This window comes from Planktotalea sp. (assembly GCF_018607995.1).
Taxonomy (GTDB): domain Bacteria; phylum Pseudomonadota; class Alphaproteobacteria; order Rhodobacterales; family Rhodobacteraceae; genus Planktotalea.
In genome coordinates this window covers 53,750-70,375 of sequence record NZ_JABBAL010000003.1, presented here as the reverse complement: position 1 = coordinate 70,375, position 16,626 = coordinate 53,750, and the positions used below count along the sequence as shown (strand labels likewise).

The following is a 16,626-nucleotide window of genomic DNA, read 5'->3' as shown; positions in this document are numbered from 1 at the left end:
GCATATTCCAAGAGCGAGTTGAAGCGTTCGACGAGCTCAACGCTGAGCTAACGCATCTGAACGAGTTCTTTAGAGAACGGCTTTGGCAATGGGTCCTGCCCCAAACGCGCACGATAGATTGGCAGACTTTCCGTCACCCGCATCGCGTAGTTGCGCGTTTCGCGGAAAGGAATGTGTTCAATCCAATCAACGATCTCAATCTCGCCCTTACGAGGATCGCCGTAAAGTTCCATCCACCGCACTGGCCGACCAGGGCCCGCATTGTATCCGGCAGAAATCATCACAGGGTTGCTGCCAAATTGCTTATACAAACGCGCCAGATAAGCCGTTCCAAGCTGCGCATTATAGCGCCAATCGCTTGTAAGCTTTTCTTTTGCATAATCGATGCCAAGTTCGCTTGCGACGTTTTGGGCTGTCGCAGGCATCACTTGCATCAACCCTCGCGCGCCTGCACCAGAGACGACGACTGGATCAAACTCGCTTTCACGGCGCGCAATGGCGAGCGCAAATTCCGTCGCAATTGGATGCGTCGACTTCGCAAGATCATGAACAGCATAATACGGTGCAGGGATTGTCACACCGCCGCTCGCCGCGCGTTTGCCAATCATAACAGCTATATGCGGTTCATTGAGATCAATCGCAACCTGACCAAGCTGTGCAGCTTCAAGCGGGCTCAGGCTTTCAGTGAGATGGGTGAAGAACCGCTCCGACACCGTTAACTCACCCGCTTGCAACGCAAGAACTGCCGCTTGGAACACTGTCGATCCCAAAAAGCTCGCGCTGCGCCAATCTGGCAAGGACGCTTGTCCGCCAAGGCTTTTGTCAAAACCAACTCCCGCGCGCTCAGCCGCAAGCAATCCATAAAAGCTCGACTGGTATTTTGCTCCATCCAAATAAGATGCTTTTGCAGCTTTCGCATTGCCCAAAGCCTCTTGCGCGCGACCAACCCAATAGCCAGCACGGCCCCGCGAAATCGGGGTGACTACAGCACCTTGATGCGCTTGCAAATGCGTCAACGCTTTCGCAGGATCATTCAGAAACCGCAGAGAGATGTAGCCGCTTAGCCATTCGAGATCTGCGAAGGACGAGCCTTCAAATAGATGATGTTGGCTCGCCAAGGCATAGGCTTCTTTGTAATCTTTATTGCGCATCAACTGACGCGACAAAAATCGGCGTCTATTCGCCCATTGCTCAGGCTCACCCAAGGTTTTCGCACTTTTGCTTGATGCCAAAGCCAGCTTTATCGCATCTTCTTGGCGGCCTTTGCGCGAACGCCAAACGAAACGCTCGAACGAAAGACCAGGATCGTTTTGCAAGTTTGCAGGAACAGAGGCGACCAAAGCATCCGTTCCCTTCACCCGCGCGCGCAAACCTTGACGCGCTTTCGCGAGCTTTTGATAGCCCTCAGGCACCAGAGACAACATCCGATCCGTGTCACTTTTCCAATCCTTCCACAGCAGCATATCAAGGCGTGCGATGTGGTGTTCCGCCAGCAAATCGCCGTGCTCTTTCAACATCTGCGCGTAGATTTGCGGCCCAATCGCCATACTGCGCCACGCAAGAACAATGCCCGCGTCCGCACTACCCGAATTACCACTTGCCTCTAAAGCACGCGCATGCGCCAAGGCACCTTGGGCAGTTTGGGGCAGATCTTCCTTAAAAAACAGTAAGATATCAGCATTGCTTGCGTCCAGCATCACAGGTTCACTTTTGCGACGCAGCCAATCCAAACCCGGCCAATCAGGGTTGAGGTCCAGAAACAACATCACCTCTTCAGGCGTGCCAAAGCCACCGCGCAAACGATGCCATTCGATCAAGTCATAAGCGATGGGGCTTACGCCACTGGCAATCGTGCGTGCGCTTGTCCAATCGCCCACTTTCATCGCCTCATAGGCGCGGGTGAGTTGAACATGACCGTCCGCGCGCGCAAAAATCGGAGCGCACAGCGTAAAAAAAAGCAAAAGGGCTAAACGCATCATGGCTTGCAATTCGTTCAATGACAAAGGATAGACACCGCACAACCTAGCCTCTGTAGCGCTGGCCGCAATTCATAATTGCACACGTGCATGTTCTCTTGGGCTGTTTTTTTGCATCCGGACCCTGCGTCCGCCAACACGAAGAGGAGCGTGTCATGTTTAAAGGCTCAAACGTCGCATTGATTACGCCGTTCAAGAACGGCGAGCTGGATTTGGATACACTGAAAAAACTTGTCGAATGGCATGTTGGTGAAGGCACGCACGGACTTGTTCCTGTTGGCACCACCGGCGAAAGCCCGACGCTAACCCATGATGAGCACGATAAAGTCGTCGAAGAAGTTGTGCGCGCCGCTGCCGGTCGCCTGCCTGTGATTGCGGGTGCAGGTAGCAACAACACGCTCGAATCCATCCGTCTTGCGCAAAGCGCCGAGAAAGCGGGTGCCGATGCGGTTCTTGTGGTCACGCCGTATTATAACAAGCCAACGCAACGCGGCTTGATCGCACATTATACCTCGATTCACGACAGCACGAATATCCCGATCATCATTTACAATATTCCAGGCCGTTCCGTCGTTGATATGACGCCTGAGACAATGGGCGAATTGGCCAAGCTAGAACGCATTGTTGGCGTCAAAGACGCAACAGGCGATCTTGCACGCGTGCCCTTAACGCGTCTCACATGTGGTACGGATTTCATCCAACTCTCCGGTGAAGATGCAACAGCGCTTGGCTATAACGCCCATGGTGGTCTCGGCATGATTTCGGTCACCGCAAACGTCGCGGCGAAGCTTTGCGCACAAATGCAAGCGGCGACGCTTAAAGGTGATTTCGCCAAGGCGCTGGAAATTACCGATCAATTGATGCCGCTTCACAAGGCCATCTTCACAGAGCCCGGCCTTGTTGGTGCAAAGTATGCGATGTCCAAGTTGGACCTGTGCAGCGATGAAGTGCGCTCACCTTTGGTTGGCCTTATGGGTGAGACCAAAACAATGATCGACGCAGGCATGGCCCACGCTGGCTTGATCTAGCAACGGACGCTTAGCACTATTTTCCCTTGCGGTATGCCGCAGGGGAACACCCGTAGACCCTCTAAAATTCTAGGTAAAAGTTAGACCGCGTCAGAAACCCTGACTGCGCCATGACCTTTGCCACGCTTTCATCCGTGCCGCGCAAAAGATCTGCTGCATGCTCCATCCGAAACCAATTCACCTACTGCGACACATTTATTTCTTGCGTTCGTTTAATGGCAACCGACAGCGCACGCACCATCACATGAAGACGTTGCGACAAACGTTGCACTGACAGATCAGGCTCGAGATACAGCTGCGTCGACATCAGCAGCTCTCGCACCTCTTGCTCTAATTTCACATTATCATCGCGCTCGCCCTGCAATAACGCCTCACTCTTCGCGCGTGGCGCGGACATCATTGAGGGCAGCACAAAGATGAAGGCAAGCAATCCAATAAAAAACGGGATCGAGGCGAGCGAGATCAGCGTCTTCGCATTGCGTCCCTCGTTGAGCATGGAATCAAGCGCTATCACTGTATCAACCAGCAAGATCTCTAACAGCAAAACCATGCCACGCAGCATCTAGTTGGACACCCTTTGCGAGACATCGAAATAGGCGTGGATCAAATAATCTGGCCCGCGACGCCAAAGCGCGACAAAATAGAACAGATAGCTGAGCGTTATCACCCAATCGAGCGCATAGATCGGTTTGGGCGACAGTAGCACGATTGCAATCACGATAGATGCAATGCTCAGGTGCAGCAGCACCACGCGACTGAACCGTTCTTTCGGCATCATAAACGCTGCGAACCCAAAATAAAGCAACGCCCAACAAGCAAAGGCAACGTGCGCTGGATCAAGGCTAACTGTTCCAATCCATAACCAAATCGCAACCTGACCAAGAGCGAACTGAAACTCAGCAAAGCGAATAAAAATGCGAATAACACCGTCGCGCTACGACTTCCCCGATCAAGGCGAAGGATCAACGCCGCAATCGCACCACCGAGCAGTGCGGTCAGAATAGACAATGGTAAAACCAGCCGAGCCGTGTCCTGCATATGTCCTCTTTCACGTTTGAGCTGTCCTAGATAAATTTCAGGACATGTTTTGCGGCCTCCAGCGATTGCGAGACCCTCGTTTGCGCAGCACTCGATTTGGTATGACGCAAACATATCGGAGCTCGACATGAAACGAATAATTCACATTCTTTGCCTCAGTTTACTGATTGGCGCGGGGCAAGCGCACGCAGAGGATCAAGTCATGGGATGGCAAAAATCAAAGTGAAAGACGCTCAGAAAGACCGCCCCATTAAAGAGTCTGTCGGGTAGCCGGCTTAGAACGATGGGCCTATGAGACGCATCCAATCCAACGGAGTTTGGGGTGGGTGTGGACGCCGAAAAAAGGCGACGCCGCTTGAGGTACAGCACCCTTTGGTCGCTCTATCGCATGGCATGTACGGCAATGAGCTCAACCAAAACTGGCTTACTGAAGCTCTGGTCACCAAAAGGGGTATATCGTTGCTTCGTTGAGCCATCCTGGCACGTCGACTTGGCTGCGTGACACGGACGATGCGCGGCAATTGTGGGAACGTCCGCACGATGTGTCCCGAGTAATCAGCCATTTGTTAAGCGACGACACCTTCGCGCCGCGCATTCATCCAAAGAACATATTTATGGGCGGACATTCCCTTGGAGGCTGGACGGCGGTGTGGCTTACCGATGGGCTGTATGATGGCGACAAGGTCAAAACCGATTGTGCAACCGATCCGAGCGAGTTGATCTGCAAAATTGGTGAAATGTGGCGTATCGCGAAAACCGAAGAGGACATTGTGTCGATGGAACAAGATCTGAGCGATCCTCGCATCAAAGCGATTGCGGTCTTTGATTTGGGAGGCACGCAGACCTTCGCGCCCGAAACCCTCGCTATCATCAAGACCCCACTTTTGGTGATCGGTGCGCCAAAGCCATCAATGGGATCCCTTGATCTTTATCGCGAAAGTCGCGCATTGGTCGCTTCATTACCCAAGGATAATGTGCGCTACATCGAGCCTGCAAGCCTCACGCGTTTCGATTTTCTAGGGGTTTTTACAGAACGCGGTACGAACATCTTAGAGGACGAAGTCCGGGCGACGGCAAGCTGTGTGAAGGCGGCACAGACGAGCATATCGCGAATCACGCGCTTATCTCGGACGCTGTAATCAGCTTCTTCGCCAACCTTTAAAACACCGAGAACCCCCCGTAAAAAGGGCGCTCTTTCTTACTCCAAACCTTCGGGTTTACCCACGACAGTAAAGTGCAGATCATCCGGCAAATACACGTCTTTGATCACACGGTTGATCTCTTTCAAGGTCACCGCATTCACATTGTCGTTGCGCGTGTTGATGTAGTCTTTCGACAAACCCTGCATCTGCATCCCAACAAGAATGTTCGCGATCGGACCATTGCCGTCAAAGCGTAATGGATAGGCACCAGTCAGATAGGTCTTAGTCACATCAAGTTCTTCTTGCGACACGCCTTCGTTGACCAAACGCGCCCATTCATCCTTGATCACATCAATCGCAGCGCCGACACGGTCATTGGCAGAAGCCACTTGCCCCACCACCAATTCCGCATGATCACGTGCGGAGAGAAATGAATAGACACCGTAGGTCAGGCCGCGCTTATCGCGTACCTCTTCCATCAAGCGGCTGTCTAAACCGCCCCCACCAAGGATGTTGCTTGCAATAAAGGCCGCAAAGAAATCAGGGTCGTCCCGCTTGATCCCACGATGGCCAAACAGCGCAACCGATTGTGGCGTCTCGTAAGGAACAACGGTGATTCCAGGCTTAAGCCCGAACTCGACACGCTCTGGCATCGCCGTACCCGTTTCGGGCAAATCTTCGAGTAAGGTGTCCATCAACGCACCAAGTTCTTCGGCTGTAATATCACCAACAGCACTGACAAACACACGGTCACGCGCCATCGTATCGCGGTGCGCATTCTGGATGTCTTTGCGCGTTAGACTTTCGATAGACACTGCTGTGCCACTTAAAGTGCTGCCATAGGGGTGATCCCCGAATGCCGCCTTGTTGAACGCAGTTTGCGCGATTTCATTGGGGTCTTTGAGATCAGATTGCAGGATAGAAAGCACCTGCCCTTTGACACGATCAATCGCAACTTGATCGAAATTCGGGGCAGCCACTGCACCCTTCAATAGCGCAATCGCCGCGTCACGGTTTTCGCTGAGCATGCGCGCGGAAACGCTGACTGAATCGCCGGAGGCGTCGAAGTTGAAGGAGGCCGCAAGCTCATCCACTTCACGCGCAAATCCGCGTGCGTCCAGATCGTCCGTACCCTCTTCAAGCAAAGCCATCATCAAATTAACAGAGCCACGTTTTCCTGCTCGATCCAAAGATGCACCACCTTTGAAACCAAGGCGCAAAGACATGAAAGGTATCGTGTGATCCTCAACAAGCCACGCTTTGAAACCCAGTGGCGAGGTCACTTCTTGGACATCAATATCCGCACGAAGCGGCGCGGCAATGATCGTCACTACTGTAACTAAGCTATAGAAAAATTGTTTCATTGCACTGCCTCCGCACCAGATGTGAGCCATCCTGTCACTGATGATTTCTTATTCAACACGTCTCGCATGGCCGTTTTGATATTATCCTCTGTGATGCCTTCGACTACGTCTGGCCACACAAGAATGTCTTTCACTGTCAAACCCGAAGTCAAAGCACGCCCAAAACGATTAGCCAAACCCTGCACATTGTCTTTCGCGTAAACTTCGCTTGCGCGCATCGCGCGTTTAATTCGGTTTAGGTGATCCAGATCGATTGGCACCTCCATGAACTCAGCAATCACGCGGTCCATCGCCGCCTCTGCATCGTTGAGACTGACACCTTCAACAGGCACGATAACAGTTGTGAAACTCGCATCATCCAAAGAAGTGCCGCGATAGAATGCGCTGGCAAACACGGCGATTTTCTCTTCGAACTGGAGTTTTTGCGACATGAAAGATGTCTGACCATCCCCCAAGAGATTGGCCCCCAGCATCAAAGCTGCGGCAGTTTTTTGATCCTCACTGTCGCGTGCAGGCGCGAGGTAGGAGCGACGCACATAGGGTTGCGCGACGCGTGGGTCTTCAAATAAAATGCGACGCTCTGCATTGTGCAAAGGCTCTTGCGGGCGTACGCGTGACTCCAAATCTGGGTTTGCAGCAAGCGGTCCGTAATGACGCTCGGACAGCTCTTTAACTTCCTCTGGTGTGACATCACCAGCAACAATCAGAATTGTATTGTTGGGCGCATAAAACTGCTCATAATACTCAAGTGTATCTTCCAGCTCCAACGTTTCCATTTCGTGACGCCATCCAATGATCGGCACACCGTAGCGGTGGTTCATGTAAAGCGCGGCATTCGCTTGTTCACCAAACAACGCACCGGGATCATTCTCAGTGCGCTGGTTGCGTTCTTCGATGATCACTTCACGTTCCGTCAGAATATCCGCTTCCGTGAGGCGCAGATTGACCATACGATCCGCTTCCATCTTCATCATCAGTTCAAGACGATCCGAGGCTACGCGCTGAAAGTAGGCCGTGTAATCATATGACGTAAACGCATTGTCAGAGCCGCCATTCACGGCGACTGTTCTGGAAAACTCGCCTGCTTCCATAGTGTCCGTGGCTTTGAAAAGCAGATGTTCCAGAAAATGCGCGACGCCGGAAACACCCGGTTTTTCATCCGCAGATCCAGCGCGATACCACATCATGTGCACAACGACGGGGGCGCGGTGATCTTCGATCACGACGACTTCCATACCATTGTCCAAATTGAACGTGCTGACCTGATCATCCCAGCGCACCGTTTCTGCAAACGCGCTCAAAGGGGCGGAAAACAGCGCCAGCACGGGCACTGCCAAACGTAGTCCAAAACGCATTGTATTTCCTCACGCTGGGTCTGTCTTTGTCTCAACCTACGTGCCGCGGGCGATGTTTCAAGCGTACTGACAGCTTCGTGAGAGAACTTTAATTCGCGGGAGGCGCAGTCGGTGTCTTTCGTCCAACTCGACGATACATCTCGACGGTTTTCTGAGCATCCAATGTTTGACGCTTGTATACGCTACCATAACGATCCGTTTTAAACAGGCGAATGTTGGAGAAACGACCACGACGCTTGCGAAATTCTGCATCTTCCACAGCAGTTAGTTCACGAATACCGGCGGGCACCCCGAAGCGCGAAGCACTCGCGATCAAAGCCGCATCGGTGCGCGCGGGGCCTTGTGCGTCCAATAAAGAGGGACGACCGCCAAGCGCTGCGACCGCGTCTTTCTTCGGTGTGGCATCCGCAAGATTTGCCTGATCAGGTGTTGGTACTGGCAATGCGGTATAATTGTCAGGTGTTTCCAAAGACTTATTTGGAATAATATCAAACTCTTCCGGTCCCGCTGCGGGATCGTTCAAGTCGCGCAGGGTCGTATCGCCACACGCTGAAAGGCTCAGGGCCAAGATAAGGATCAAACTGCTCGCCGGTCGCATGGTTAAACTCCGCTCCGTTATCAGTGCTTTTAACCTATAGAATCAGCGGCGTCACCTAGGCTTTTTCAATGCCCGCGAAACTGCGCCGATTGTATGGGGTTAAGCCTCTTCCTTAGTGTCGCCCGCAAAAAGTACCATGCCAAACGCACCCGCAAAGATCGCGATATCGGCGATGTTAAAAGAGAACGGGTTTGTGAAGCCACAGCAGCTCATGTTGAGAAAGTCAGCGACGGCACCGTAGAGAATACGGTCAATAATATTTCCCAGCGCACCACCGATCAAAATGCCGGCGCTGATCAAGCCGATCTTGCCGAATTCTTCCTTACGCAAACAATAAAGCACAAAAGCAATGATGATGATTGCAATGCCTATCAGGATCCAACGCGTTGAATCACTGTCACCCGAAAAGAACCCGAAGTTTATGCCGTAATTCCACGCCATGCGCAAATTAAGCACAGGAGGCAACACGTCAATGCTGACTTCTTCGCGCAGGTTCATCCAATGAACCACGAGATATTTGCTCGCTTGATCCGCGAGAAATACCCAAAATCCTGCCCAAAACACCAGACGCATTTGCGTCCTCCTTTAACGTTTCTTAATGGCGGAAATGGCGCATACCCGTAAACACCATGGCCAGCCCAGCTTCATCAGCTGCTGCAATCACTTCATCATCGCGCATAGACCCTCCCGGTTGTATAACGCACGAGGCACCCGCAGCAGCCGCTTCCATCAAACCATCCGCAAACGGGAAGAACGCGTCAGATGCGACAGCAGATCCAACGCTCAACGGCAACTCAAGTCCAAGTACCTCTGTCATACGTTCTGCCTTTTTCGCGGCGATCAACGCGCTATCAAGACGGTTCATCTGACCCGCGCCAACACCAACAGTTGCGCCGTCTTTTACATAGACAATCGCGTTCGATTTCACGTGTTTTCCAACCTTCCAAGCAAACAGTAAATCACGCATTTGTTCATCAGTCGGGGCAAGCTTGGTCACCACTTTCAGATCATCCTTACCGACAAACCCAACGTCTTTGTCTTGAACCAACATCCCACCTGCGACTTGGCGATAGGTCAGACCACCAGCGCGATTGTCAGGTAGACCATCAGTGGTCAGCAAGCGAAGGTTCTTCTTGCTCGCAAACACAGCACGCGCGGCATCGGAAGCGCCCGGCGCGATGACGACTTCGGTAAAGGTACCGACAATCTCGTTCGCCGTTTCCTCATCAAGCGGCTGATTTAGGGCGACAATTCCACCAAACGCAGAAGTGCGGTCGCAATCAAACGCACTTTTGTACGCCTCAATCAGCGATCCACCCAAAGCGACGCCACAGGGATTCGCATGTTTGATAATAGCACAGGCTGCTCCGTCGGCAGGGTCAAATTCCGCCACCAATTCAAAAGCAGCATCCGTGTCGTTGATGTTATTGTAGCTCAGCTCTTTGCCCTGGTGCTGTTTCGCCGTCGCAACGCCCGCGCGCTCTGTTCCATCAGTATAGAACGCAGCTGTTTGATGTGGGTTCTCTCCATAGCGAAGGGTCTGCGAGAGCGTTCCAGCAAAAGCTCGGCGGCGCGGAGCGACCTCGCCCAGCGCGTCCGCCATCCAAGTCGACACAGCCGCATCATACGCACCCGTGCGCGCGTAAGCCCTTTGTGCCAGCTTTTGGCGAAATGTATAGGTCGTTTGACCGTCGTTCGCATCCAATTCAGACAACAACCCAGCATAGTCTTCAACATCCACAACCACGCTCACAAACGCGTGGTTCTTCGCAGCAGCACGGATCATCGCAGGGCCACCAATGTCGATATTCTCGATACAGTCTTCGTAGTCGCCACCTTTCGCCACTGTCTCTTCAAACGGGTAAAGATTAACAACCAGAAGATCGATCGCGCCAATGTTATGCTCATCCATCGCGGCCACATGCGCATCATTATCGCGCAGCGCCAGCAAGCCACCATGTACCGCAGGGTGCAGCGTTTTCACGCGTCCATCCATCATCTCTGGATAACCAGTCACTTCCGCAACATCACGTACTTCAAGGCCAGCATCACGCAACGCCTTGGCACTTCCACCAGTCGAGAGAAGTTCAACTCCACGAGTTGACAAAGCCTGTCCCAGCTCGATCAAGCCTGTTTTGTCAGACACAGAAAGCAAAGCGCGGCGGATCGGAGAAAGGTCAGTCATGAGGGCATCGTCCTATGATAAAAATTGCGGTTCATCATCCGGTACAAGATCGCGCACACCAACCGCAGTGTCCTGCGTTTTGGAAAGCGACCACCGAATACGCGTCGCATAGTCCATTGCGCGCCCAGTTAAAACGATCTGTTTTGTCGCGCGCGGCTGAAGTCGCCCTTTTTCAAGGTAAACGCTTGGCTCAAGGCTAAGATTTGCGACGTCATCATGGCGAAACACCCAAAGTTCGCCACTTTTTTGTGCAATCAACGCGGCCGTGTCCCCCATATCCAGCGCTACATCGACCTCTGGGTGCAGATGAAAGCGGATCGAGAACGCAACGCCTTGCAGGCTAAACTCATCCATGCGCTTGTCAAAGCGCTTCTTGGAAGCATCTTTCATGGCAAGCAGCATATCCTCACCCGCAAGACCACGCCCGTTGAAGGTCAACTCCAACGTGCGCGCATGGGTCAGACCATGTGTGCTGTCATATCCATCGTGGCCCGCTTGCAAACGGACGCCATCCGGGGCGTCACTCACTTGCACGGGGACATGCTTGGGACAGTCGACCAGCAGCTCTAATTTCCGTTTCTTGCTACCGCGCGCTGCAAAACGCACGCTGGAGTAGCCATCAATAGAAAGCACAGAATGCGACTGCGTCGCACGTCCTGCGCTGCGCCAATCCTCACCAAAAACCTTGCCAGACCCGCAATTCACGATCAAAGGGCGTCGCCCTGACGTCATCTCAAACGCGAGAGTTGAGGCATGTGCATTGTGCGAGGAGACATCCTTCGGCGGTACGCTGGCATCCACAATCAAGCTTGTACGCCCACCTGAGAGGCGAGCAAATCCCATAGACAAACCGTCTGGTGCCGTGTGGCGCACTTCAGAATTGGAAAGGGCTTGATCCAAGCGCCCATCCACACCACGACCACCGCCATGAAAGCGCGCAAGGCTACCATCGGCATGGCGCAATGTCCGCAAGGTTGGCGCGATGCGTTCAATCGCATCAAGATGTTCTTGCAGCGGTATGATCCCCGCCTCGCGCAAGCTGACTGCGGCCCAAGTGATAAGTGTAAAGATCTCAAGCAGCTCTTCAGGGTTACGCGTAGGAATCCCGCCTTCCGCATCGATCTGATCAGTGCACGCGCGCGCCAAGGCTCTGACTGCCGGATTTACATGCGCCTCCATGCCGCTGAGAGACAGACCAGCATAGATCATCCCAGCCAAGGCCTCGAACCGTGCGAGCCCCGGTTCGGTTTTATGCAAACGACGCGCTAAAAATTTCGTTTGTTGCGTGAGGGAGCGATAAAATTGCTCTGACGCATTCGCCTCTTGCCCTCTCAACAAAAACGACGCGTGGTTTATCCAGCGGATCAAACGGCGCCCTGTAAGTCCGGGCACCCAGCCTGGTCCTTTGCCGCGACCATAAGTCACGATCCAGTCCCAAACCCAAGTTTGCGCAGCTTCACGCGCCTCCAGATCACCAACCACGGCCAAATCATCAAGCCAACTAAAGCCATGCGCATCTTGCGCAAACGCTGCATCAGGAGCAGGAATTTTCCATAGGCTTGTCTTGGGCGCTTCTACTAGATGCCCCGCGAACATGATGTTTCCGGCACAAAGCTGACGACCCTTTGCAAAGCTGCCAATAGTGCGTGGTTCAGGTTGCGACACAAATCTTGTCGCCGCCGTTTGACGAGTGACAAGCCGCGCGTGAACGCGGTGCATCGCACGGGTTGCCCGCACGGACCATTTGCTACCTTTAGACATCTGCGCTGCCCTATGCGCTCTTGTGGCGCGGTGATTAATATCACCTTATTGCGAGAGCAGCTAAGAGTCACCGCTGAAAATCATCGCTCAAAGCGGTTTGCGCAATAGTGCGATATAGAAGCCGTCCATACCGCCCTGCTCTGCCCAATAATCGGGTCGCAGTCGCAATCCACCCTCTTCGGTGATCCATGCCTCCTCGATCCCATCGCGCTTCAAGGCCTCGCGATCAATCTCCAGCTCTGGATGTGTCGCAAGAAGATCCTCGATTTGGCATTCGCCCTCATCCGGCAAAAGCGAACATGTGCAAAAAACCAAGCGTCCACCGGGTTTCAGAAGCGTGATCGCATGGGAAAGCATTTGCGCTTGCAGCTCGATCAGCTCCCCAAATTCCGAACCGTCCTTGACCAAAGGTAAATCTGGGTGACGTCTGATCGTACCGGTCGCGGAACAGGGCGCATCAAGAAGGATTGCATCGTATTGACCGCTGGTCTCCAAAGCGTCACCAACAACCAACTCAGCGGACAATTTTGCGCGCTCCAAATTTTCACGCACCCGCTGCATGCGTCGATCAGAGCTATCAACAGCCGTAACATTGGCCCCACTTGCCGCAAGTTGCATGGTTTTACCGCCGGGCGCACAGCACAGATCGATGATCGCTTCGTCACTTTGTGGTTTAAGAATTTGCACAGGCAAGGCCGCCGCTGCGTCCTGAACCCACCAATCGCCCGCGTCATAACCGGTCAAAGCAGACACTTGCACTGCTTCTTTGATGCGGACTGATCCGGTTGGCAAAACCACGCCATTAACCGCCTCTGAAAGAGCCTGCGCATCAACCTTTGGCGTCAAATCTAGCGGCGCACCCGCGAAATGCATACGCTCGATATCACCGATGCTCTCATGGCCATATGCTTGCGAAAGCGGGGCGCGCAGCCATTTTGGCAAACGCGGAACCCGCAGTTTCGCCCATTCCTCTGGACCCTTGTCGACGACTTTGCGCAAAACTGCGTTGGTCAAGCCCTTCATCTTTTCAGTGCGCTTGTTGGCACCCACGCTGCTGACTGCATCATTCACAACACCATGCGCGGCACCGCCTGTGCACAGCTCATAGGTCGCGATCCGCAGGACATTATGAACCGCAAGGGGCGGCGGCTTGCGCAAAAACGGCTTCATGATACGATCTACGCGTTCCAGTGAGCGCAGCGTTTCAGACGCAAGTCGTTGTGCGCGCGCACGATCATCGTAGGCAAGCCGCAGCATGTAAGGGGCACCCAGCGCTTCAGACAGCATTTTGCCCTCACCAAGCACTTGTTCCAGCAATCCTGCCGCTGCGCGTCGCGCAGCTACACCGTTATCTGCCATTTAAATCGCCTTTGCACTGCTTGCCGACCCTGTCTCGCGGCGTATATCAAGGGGATGACCCCTTGGAAAGGAGCGCTGAGATGGCCGACATAGAGAACAACGATCTGCCTCCCGCCGCCCAGCGCGCCTTGGCTGAAGCAGAGGAACGTCGCAAGACCGCAAAAGTGCTAGATCTCGCGCCGGAACTCGGTGGACGCAATGGGCCTGAGCCCGTGCGCTATGGTGATTGGGAGAAAAAGGGAATCGCAGTCGATTTCTAACGGCTTAGCGCAGCTTGAACTCAGCGGACTGACCTGTGCCCTCATCAGACGTGAAGCGGACTTTGCCGTTCGACAAGCCAACCTCTTGGCAATTATAACCTAGCTCCATGCCCCCCCAATTTAAGTTGCGACAGAAATAGCCGTTTTGCCAAGTCCATTGACCATTCACATCCCATATCGCGCCGCGACCTTTGATGCTGCCTGCGGAAGACACTTGGAGCTTTACCAAGGGGCGTGTGAGCATTTTGCCCTGCACCAGTTTCACGAACTCGGTCTTGTAATTGATCTTCGTGTAATTGGCTGCAAACGCGGGTGTGGCAACCAGAGCAATGGCAAGTGCGCTGAGTCTAAACATGAAACAAAACTCCTTCGATTTACAAACCATACGCCAAGACGGCCAGACTGGATCAAACTTCTACGCGTTGCCGCTGCTAATCTAGCTAGGCTTTTTGCCAAATTTAAGAAAATTCAAAGACCAAGCACATCGAGCATATCATATTCGCCCGGTGCCTTACCTTGCCCCCAAAGCGCCGCTTTCAGCGCACCGCGTGAGAAAACACGCCGATCTGTGGCCATGTGGCGGATCACAATCCGCTCGCCAGAAGCTGCGAACAACACGTCATGCTCGCCGACAATATCACCACCTCGAATAGCAGTGAAGCCAATGTCGCCGCGCTTGCGCGCTCCGGTGATGCCATCACGCCCGCTGTCGCGCACGTCCTTGAGATCAACACCGCGCCCCTCGGCTGCGGCTTCACCAAGCATGAGTGCGGTGCCAGAGGGCGCATCTATTTTCATATTGTGATGCGCTTCGATCACTTCGATGTCGAAGTCTTCATCAAGCGCAGCGGCGACTTTTTTCGTCAGCTGGGTCAGCAAATTTACCCCAAGACTCATGTTGCCCGCCCGCACAATAGTGGCGTGCCGTGCAGCAGCGGTGAATGCAGCCAAGTGATGATCCTCGAATCCCGTTGTACCGATCACATGAACAGCGCGCGCTTGCGCGGCGAGGCTCGCAAAAGCGACGCTCGCATCCGGAGAAGTGAAATCAATAACCGCTTGTGCCTTGGCAAACACCTCCAAAGGGTCATCGGTGACCTGCAAACCAACCTCAGCCCCCCCCATGGCAACGCCAACATCGCAACCAACCCAATCGTGCCCGGGACGTTCCAAAGCGCCAACAAGATGCGCGGCATCGCTTTCCTGAATGGTCTTGATCAACATCTGCCCCATACGGCCAGAGGCACCAGTCACAACAATTCCAGGCGTTTCAGTCATCGCAATATTCCTTATCTCGTTACCCCTTCTTAACCCGCGCACAGCAGCTTGGCAAAGGCGGCAAGAGCGCTTAAGTGATGCTCATGGCTAAGAAATCATACTCCAGCGGCTCCGGCCCATCGCAGCGCCAACTTCGGGTTGGCGAATTGATCCGTCGTGGTCTGTCCGAAATCCTGCAACGTGGCGATTTGCATGACGCTGATCTCAACCGCTTGTCTGTGACAATAGGTGAGGTGCGCGTGTCCCCTGATCTACGTGTTGCCACTGTTTATGCACTACCGCTTGGGGGAGAAGGCAAAGACGATGTGATCGGATTGCTCGCCAAAAACAAAGGCGAATTGCGCCAGTTGATCAACAAAAAGCTCGCTTTGAAACACTCCCCTGACATGCGCTTCCGCCTTGATGAGACATTTGATAAAATGGATGAGACACGCCGATTGTTTGAGCAAGAGCATGTGCGCGCGGATATCGAGCGCGCGACCGAACGAGACGAAGAAGACGAATGAAGCTCTGGCTCACCGCACTCTTAATCTGCTTGTCGTCGCCCTTAGTCGCCGCAGAGTGTCGTGAGCAAATCTATAAAGGCAACCGCTTTGTGGTCTGCGATGTAGACCTTGCCAGCGAGGACCTACGCCTGTTTCTGAAAGACGACGCGGACGAAGTGCATGGCTATTTTTCCTCCGTAAATTCTGCGCTGAAAGACAACGGCGAAAAGCTGGGCTTTGCGATGAACGCGGGCATGTATCACGAAGACCGCTCACCTGTTGGATTTTACCTTGAGAATGGCAAGCAAGAGCAACGCGTCATCACATCAGATGGTCCAGGCAACTTTGGCCTGCTGCCCAATGGTGTATTTTGCATCAGTGAAAACCGCGCTGATGTGATCGAAGCGCGCAAATTCGCCAAACGCTCGCCTCTGTGTACCTATGCCAGCCAATCTGGCCCGATGTTGGTGATTGATGGCAACCTGCACCCACGCTTCTTGATCGACAGCACGTCGCGCTACCTCCGCAATGGCGTTGGCACTAGCGCGGATGGCCGTATTGCCACCTTTGCGATTTCGCGTAACACCGTGACCTTCCACGAGTTCGGCACTTTTTATCGTGATGTTCTGAAAACCCCGAACGCGCTGTTCTTTGATGGCAATATTTCGCGACTTTATGCGCCTGAGATCGACTCCTCCGGCGTTGGCTGGAACAAACTAGGCCCCATCGTTGGCACGGTTATCCCCGCAGAGTAATTGACGGGCGCGCGCCAATTGGCTAGTCGGCGCGCTCAGGTA

The 16,626-nt window shown here is 53.5% G+C and carries 17 protein-coding genes; 5 read left to right on the top strand and 12 right to left on the bottom strand.

The features are described 5' to 3' along the window. Positions 1-47: 47 nt before the first annotated feature. Complete coding sequence (locus QZ280_RS01235) at positions 48-1,979, bottom strand: lytic transglycosylase domain-containing protein (RefSeq protein WP_293440356.1); 1,932 nt, start codon at positions 1,977-1,979, stop codon at positions 48-50. Between the two features lie 152 nt (positions 1,980-2,131). Between QZ280_RS01235 and dapA the strand changes: the two genes are divergently transcribed. Beyond that, positions 2,132-3,004 (top strand): 4-hydroxy-tetrahydrodipicolinate synthase, encoded by an 873-nt coding sequence (gene dapA, locus QZ280_RS01230; protein WP_293440354.1) that lies wholly within the window; start codon positions 2,132-2,134, stop codon positions 3,002-3,004. A gap of 181 nt (positions 3,005-3,185) precedes the next feature. Here the strand turns inward: dapA and QZ280_RS01225 are convergent, their stop codons facing one another. Together QZ280_RS01225 and QZ280_RS01220 are read right to left on the bottom strand one after the other, a co-directional pair. After that, the gene (locus tag QZ280_RS01225; protein WP_293440352.1) at positions 3,186-3,566 is read right to left on the bottom strand and encodes a hypothetical protein; all 381 of its coding nucleotides are present in this window, start codon (positions 3,564-3,566) and stop codon (positions 3,186-3,188) included. Then, positions 3,567-3,782 (bottom strand): hypothetical protein, encoded by a 216-nt coding sequence (locus tag QZ280_RS01220; protein WP_293440350.1) that lies wholly within the window; start codon positions 3,780-3,782, stop codon positions 3,567-3,569. A gap of 727 nt (positions 3,783-4,509) precedes the next feature. Here QZ280_RS01220 and QZ280_RS01215 point away from each other — a divergent pair. Beyond that, entirely contained in the window at positions 4,510-5,181 is a 672-nt protein-coding gene (locus QZ280_RS01215) for a hypothetical protein (RefSeq protein WP_293440348.1), read from the top strand. A 59-nt stretch (positions 5,182-5,240) separates the two neighbouring features. Here QZ280_RS01215 and QZ280_RS01210 read toward each other — a convergent pair whose 3' ends face one another. The 7 genes from QZ280_RS01210 to QZ280_RS01180 all read right to left on the bottom strand — a co-directional run bounded on the left by QZ280_RS01210 (position 5,241) and on the right by QZ280_RS01180 (position 13,806). Further along, positions 5,241-6,548 (bottom strand): pitrilysin family protein, encoded by a 1,308-nt coding sequence (locus QZ280_RS01210; RefSeq protein ID WP_293440346.1) that lies wholly within the window; start codon positions 6,546-6,548, stop codon positions 5,241-5,243. Next, positions 6,545-7,903: a pitrilysin family protein gene (locus QZ280_RS01205; protein WP_293440344.1), complete on the bottom strand. Its 1,359-nt coding sequence runs from the start codon at positions 7,901-7,903 to the stop codon at positions 6,545-6,547. The genes QZ280_RS01210 and QZ280_RS01205 overlap by 4 nt, the downstream gene beginning before the upstream one ends. Before the next feature lie 88 nt (positions 7,904-7,991). Continuing rightward, positions 7,992-8,501, bottom strand: coding sequence for a DUF3035 domain-containing protein (locus QZ280_RS01200; protein ID WP_293440342.1), 510 nt, complete (start codon positions 8,499-8,501; stop codon positions 7,992-7,994). A gap of 99 nt (positions 8,502-8,600) precedes the next feature. Further along, a complete protein-coding gene (gene lspA, locus QZ280_RS01195) occupies positions 8,601-9,074 on the bottom strand; it encodes a signal peptidase II (protein WP_293440340.1) in 474 nt (157 codons plus the stop codon). A 22-nt stretch (positions 9,075-9,096) separates the two neighbouring features. Then, positions 9,097-10,686, bottom strand: a complete 1,590-nt coding sequence (purH, locus tag QZ280_RS01190; RefSeq protein WP_293440338.1) for a bifunctional phosphoribosylaminoimidazolecarboxamide formyltransferase/IMP cyclohydrolase — start codon at positions 10,684-10,686, stop codon at positions 9,097-9,099. 12 nt (positions 10,687-10,698) lie between these two features. Further along, positions 10,699-12,447, bottom strand: coding sequence for a heparinase II/III family protein (locus tag QZ280_RS01185; protein WP_293440336.1), 1,749 nt, complete (start codon positions 12,445-12,447; stop codon positions 10,699-10,701). Between the two features lie 87 nt (positions 12,448-12,534). Continuing rightward, on the bottom strand, positions 12,535-13,806 hold the full coding sequence (locus QZ280_RS01180; protein ID WP_293440334.1) for a transcription antitermination factor NusB: 1,272 nt from the start codon (positions 13,804-13,806) through the stop codon (positions 12,535-12,537). Between the two features lie 80 nt (positions 13,807-13,886). Here QZ280_RS01180 and QZ280_RS01175 point away from each other — a divergent pair, with 80 nt between their 5' ends. Further along, on the top strand, positions 13,887-14,066 hold the full coding sequence (locus tag QZ280_RS01175) for a DUF1674 domain-containing protein (RefSeq protein ID WP_293440332.1): 180 nt from the start codon (positions 13,887-13,889) through the stop codon (positions 14,064-14,066). Between the two features lie 4 nt (positions 14,067-14,070). Here QZ280_RS01175 and QZ280_RS01170 read toward each other — a convergent pair whose 3' ends face one another. Together QZ280_RS01170 and dapB are read right to left on the bottom strand one after the other, a co-directional pair. Next, complete coding sequence (locus tag QZ280_RS01170) at positions 14,071-14,421, bottom strand: dihydrodipicolinate reductase (RefSeq protein ID WP_293440330.1); 351 nt, start codon at positions 14,419-14,421, stop codon at positions 14,071-14,073. A 113-nt stretch (positions 14,422-14,534) separates the two neighbouring features. Further along, entirely contained in the window at positions 14,535-15,344 is an 810-nt protein-coding gene (gene dapB, locus QZ280_RS01165) for a 4-hydroxy-tetrahydrodipicolinate reductase (RefSeq protein WP_293440328.1), read from the bottom strand. Between the two features lie 83 nt (positions 15,345-15,427). Between dapB and rbfA the strand changes: the two genes are divergently transcribed. Together rbfA and QZ280_RS01155 are read left to right on the top strand one after the other, a co-directional pair. Then, positions 15,428-15,850: a 30S ribosome-binding factor RbfA gene (gene rbfA / locus QZ280_RS01160; RefSeq protein ID WP_293440326.1), complete on the top strand. Its 423-nt coding sequence runs from the start codon at positions 15,428-15,430 to the stop codon at positions 15,848-15,850. Next, positions 15,847-16,584, top strand: a complete 738-nt coding sequence (locus tag QZ280_RS01155; RefSeq protein ID WP_293440324.1) for a phosphodiester glycosidase family protein — start codon at positions 15,847-15,849, stop codon at positions 16,582-16,584. Before rbfA ends, QZ280_RS01155 begins: the two co-directional genes overlap by 4 nt. The last annotated feature ends 42 nt before the right edge of the window (positions 16,585-16,626 follow it).

Coding starts and splice junctions, on each gene's coding strand:
- QZ280_RS01235 (WP_293440356.1), bottom strand. CDS start 1,979: ATGATGCGTTTAGCCCTTTTGCTTTTTTTTACGCTGTGCGCTCCGATT.
- dapA (WP_293440354.1), top strand. CDS start 2,132: ATGTTTAAAGGCTCAAACGTCGCATTGATTACGCCGTTCAAGAACGGC.
- QZ280_RS01225 (WP_293440352.1), bottom strand. CDS start 3,566: ATGCTGCGTGGCATGGTTTTGCTGTTAGAGATCTTGCTGGTTGATACA.
- QZ280_RS01220 (WP_293440350.1), bottom strand. CDS start 3,782: ATGATGCCGAAAGAACGGTTCAGTCGCGTGGTGCTGCTGCACCTGAGC.
- QZ280_RS01210 (WP_293440346.1), bottom strand. CDS start 6,548: ATGAAACAATTTTTCTATAGCTTAGTTACAGTAGTGACGATCATTGCC.
- QZ280_RS01205 (WP_293440344.1), bottom strand. CDS start 7,903: ATGCGTTTTGGACTACGTTTGGCAGTGCCCGTGCTGGCGCTGTTTTCC.
- QZ280_RS01200 (WP_293440342.1), bottom strand. CDS start 8,501: ATGCGACCGGCGAGCAGTTTGATCCTTATCTTGGCCCTGAGCCTTTCA.
- lspA (WP_293440340.1), bottom strand. CDS start 9,074: ATGCGTCTGGTGTTTTGGGCAGGATTTTGGGTATTTCTCGCGGATCAA.
- purH (WP_293440338.1), bottom strand. CDS start 10,686: ATGACTGACCTTTCTCCGATCCGCCGCGCTTTGCTTTCTGTGTCTGAC.
- QZ280_RS01185 (WP_293440336.1), bottom strand. CDS start 12,447: ATGTCTAAAGGTAGCAAATGGTCCGTGCGGGCAACCCGTGCGATGCAC.
- QZ280_RS01180 (WP_293440334.1), bottom strand. CDS start 13,806: ATGGCAGATAACGGTGTAGCTGCGCGACGCGCAGCGGCAGGATTGCTG.
- QZ280_RS01175 (WP_293440332.1), top strand. CDS start 13,887: ATGGCCGACATAGAGAACAACGATCTGCCTCCCGCCGCCCAGCGCGCC.
- QZ280_RS01170 (WP_293440330.1), bottom strand. CDS start 14,421: ATGTTTAGACTCAGCGCACTTGCCATTGCTCTGGTTGCCACACCCGCG.
- dapB (WP_293440328.1), bottom strand. CDS start 15,344: ATGACTGAAACGCCTGGAATTGTTGTGACTGGTGCCTCTGGCCGTATG.
- rbfA (WP_293440326.1), top strand. CDS start 15,428: ATGGCTAAGAAATCATACTCCAGCGGCTCCGGCCCATCGCAGCGCCAA.
- QZ280_RS01155 (WP_293440324.1), top strand. CDS start 15,847: ATGAAGCTCTGGCTCACCGCACTCTTAATCTGCTTGTCGTCGCCCTTA.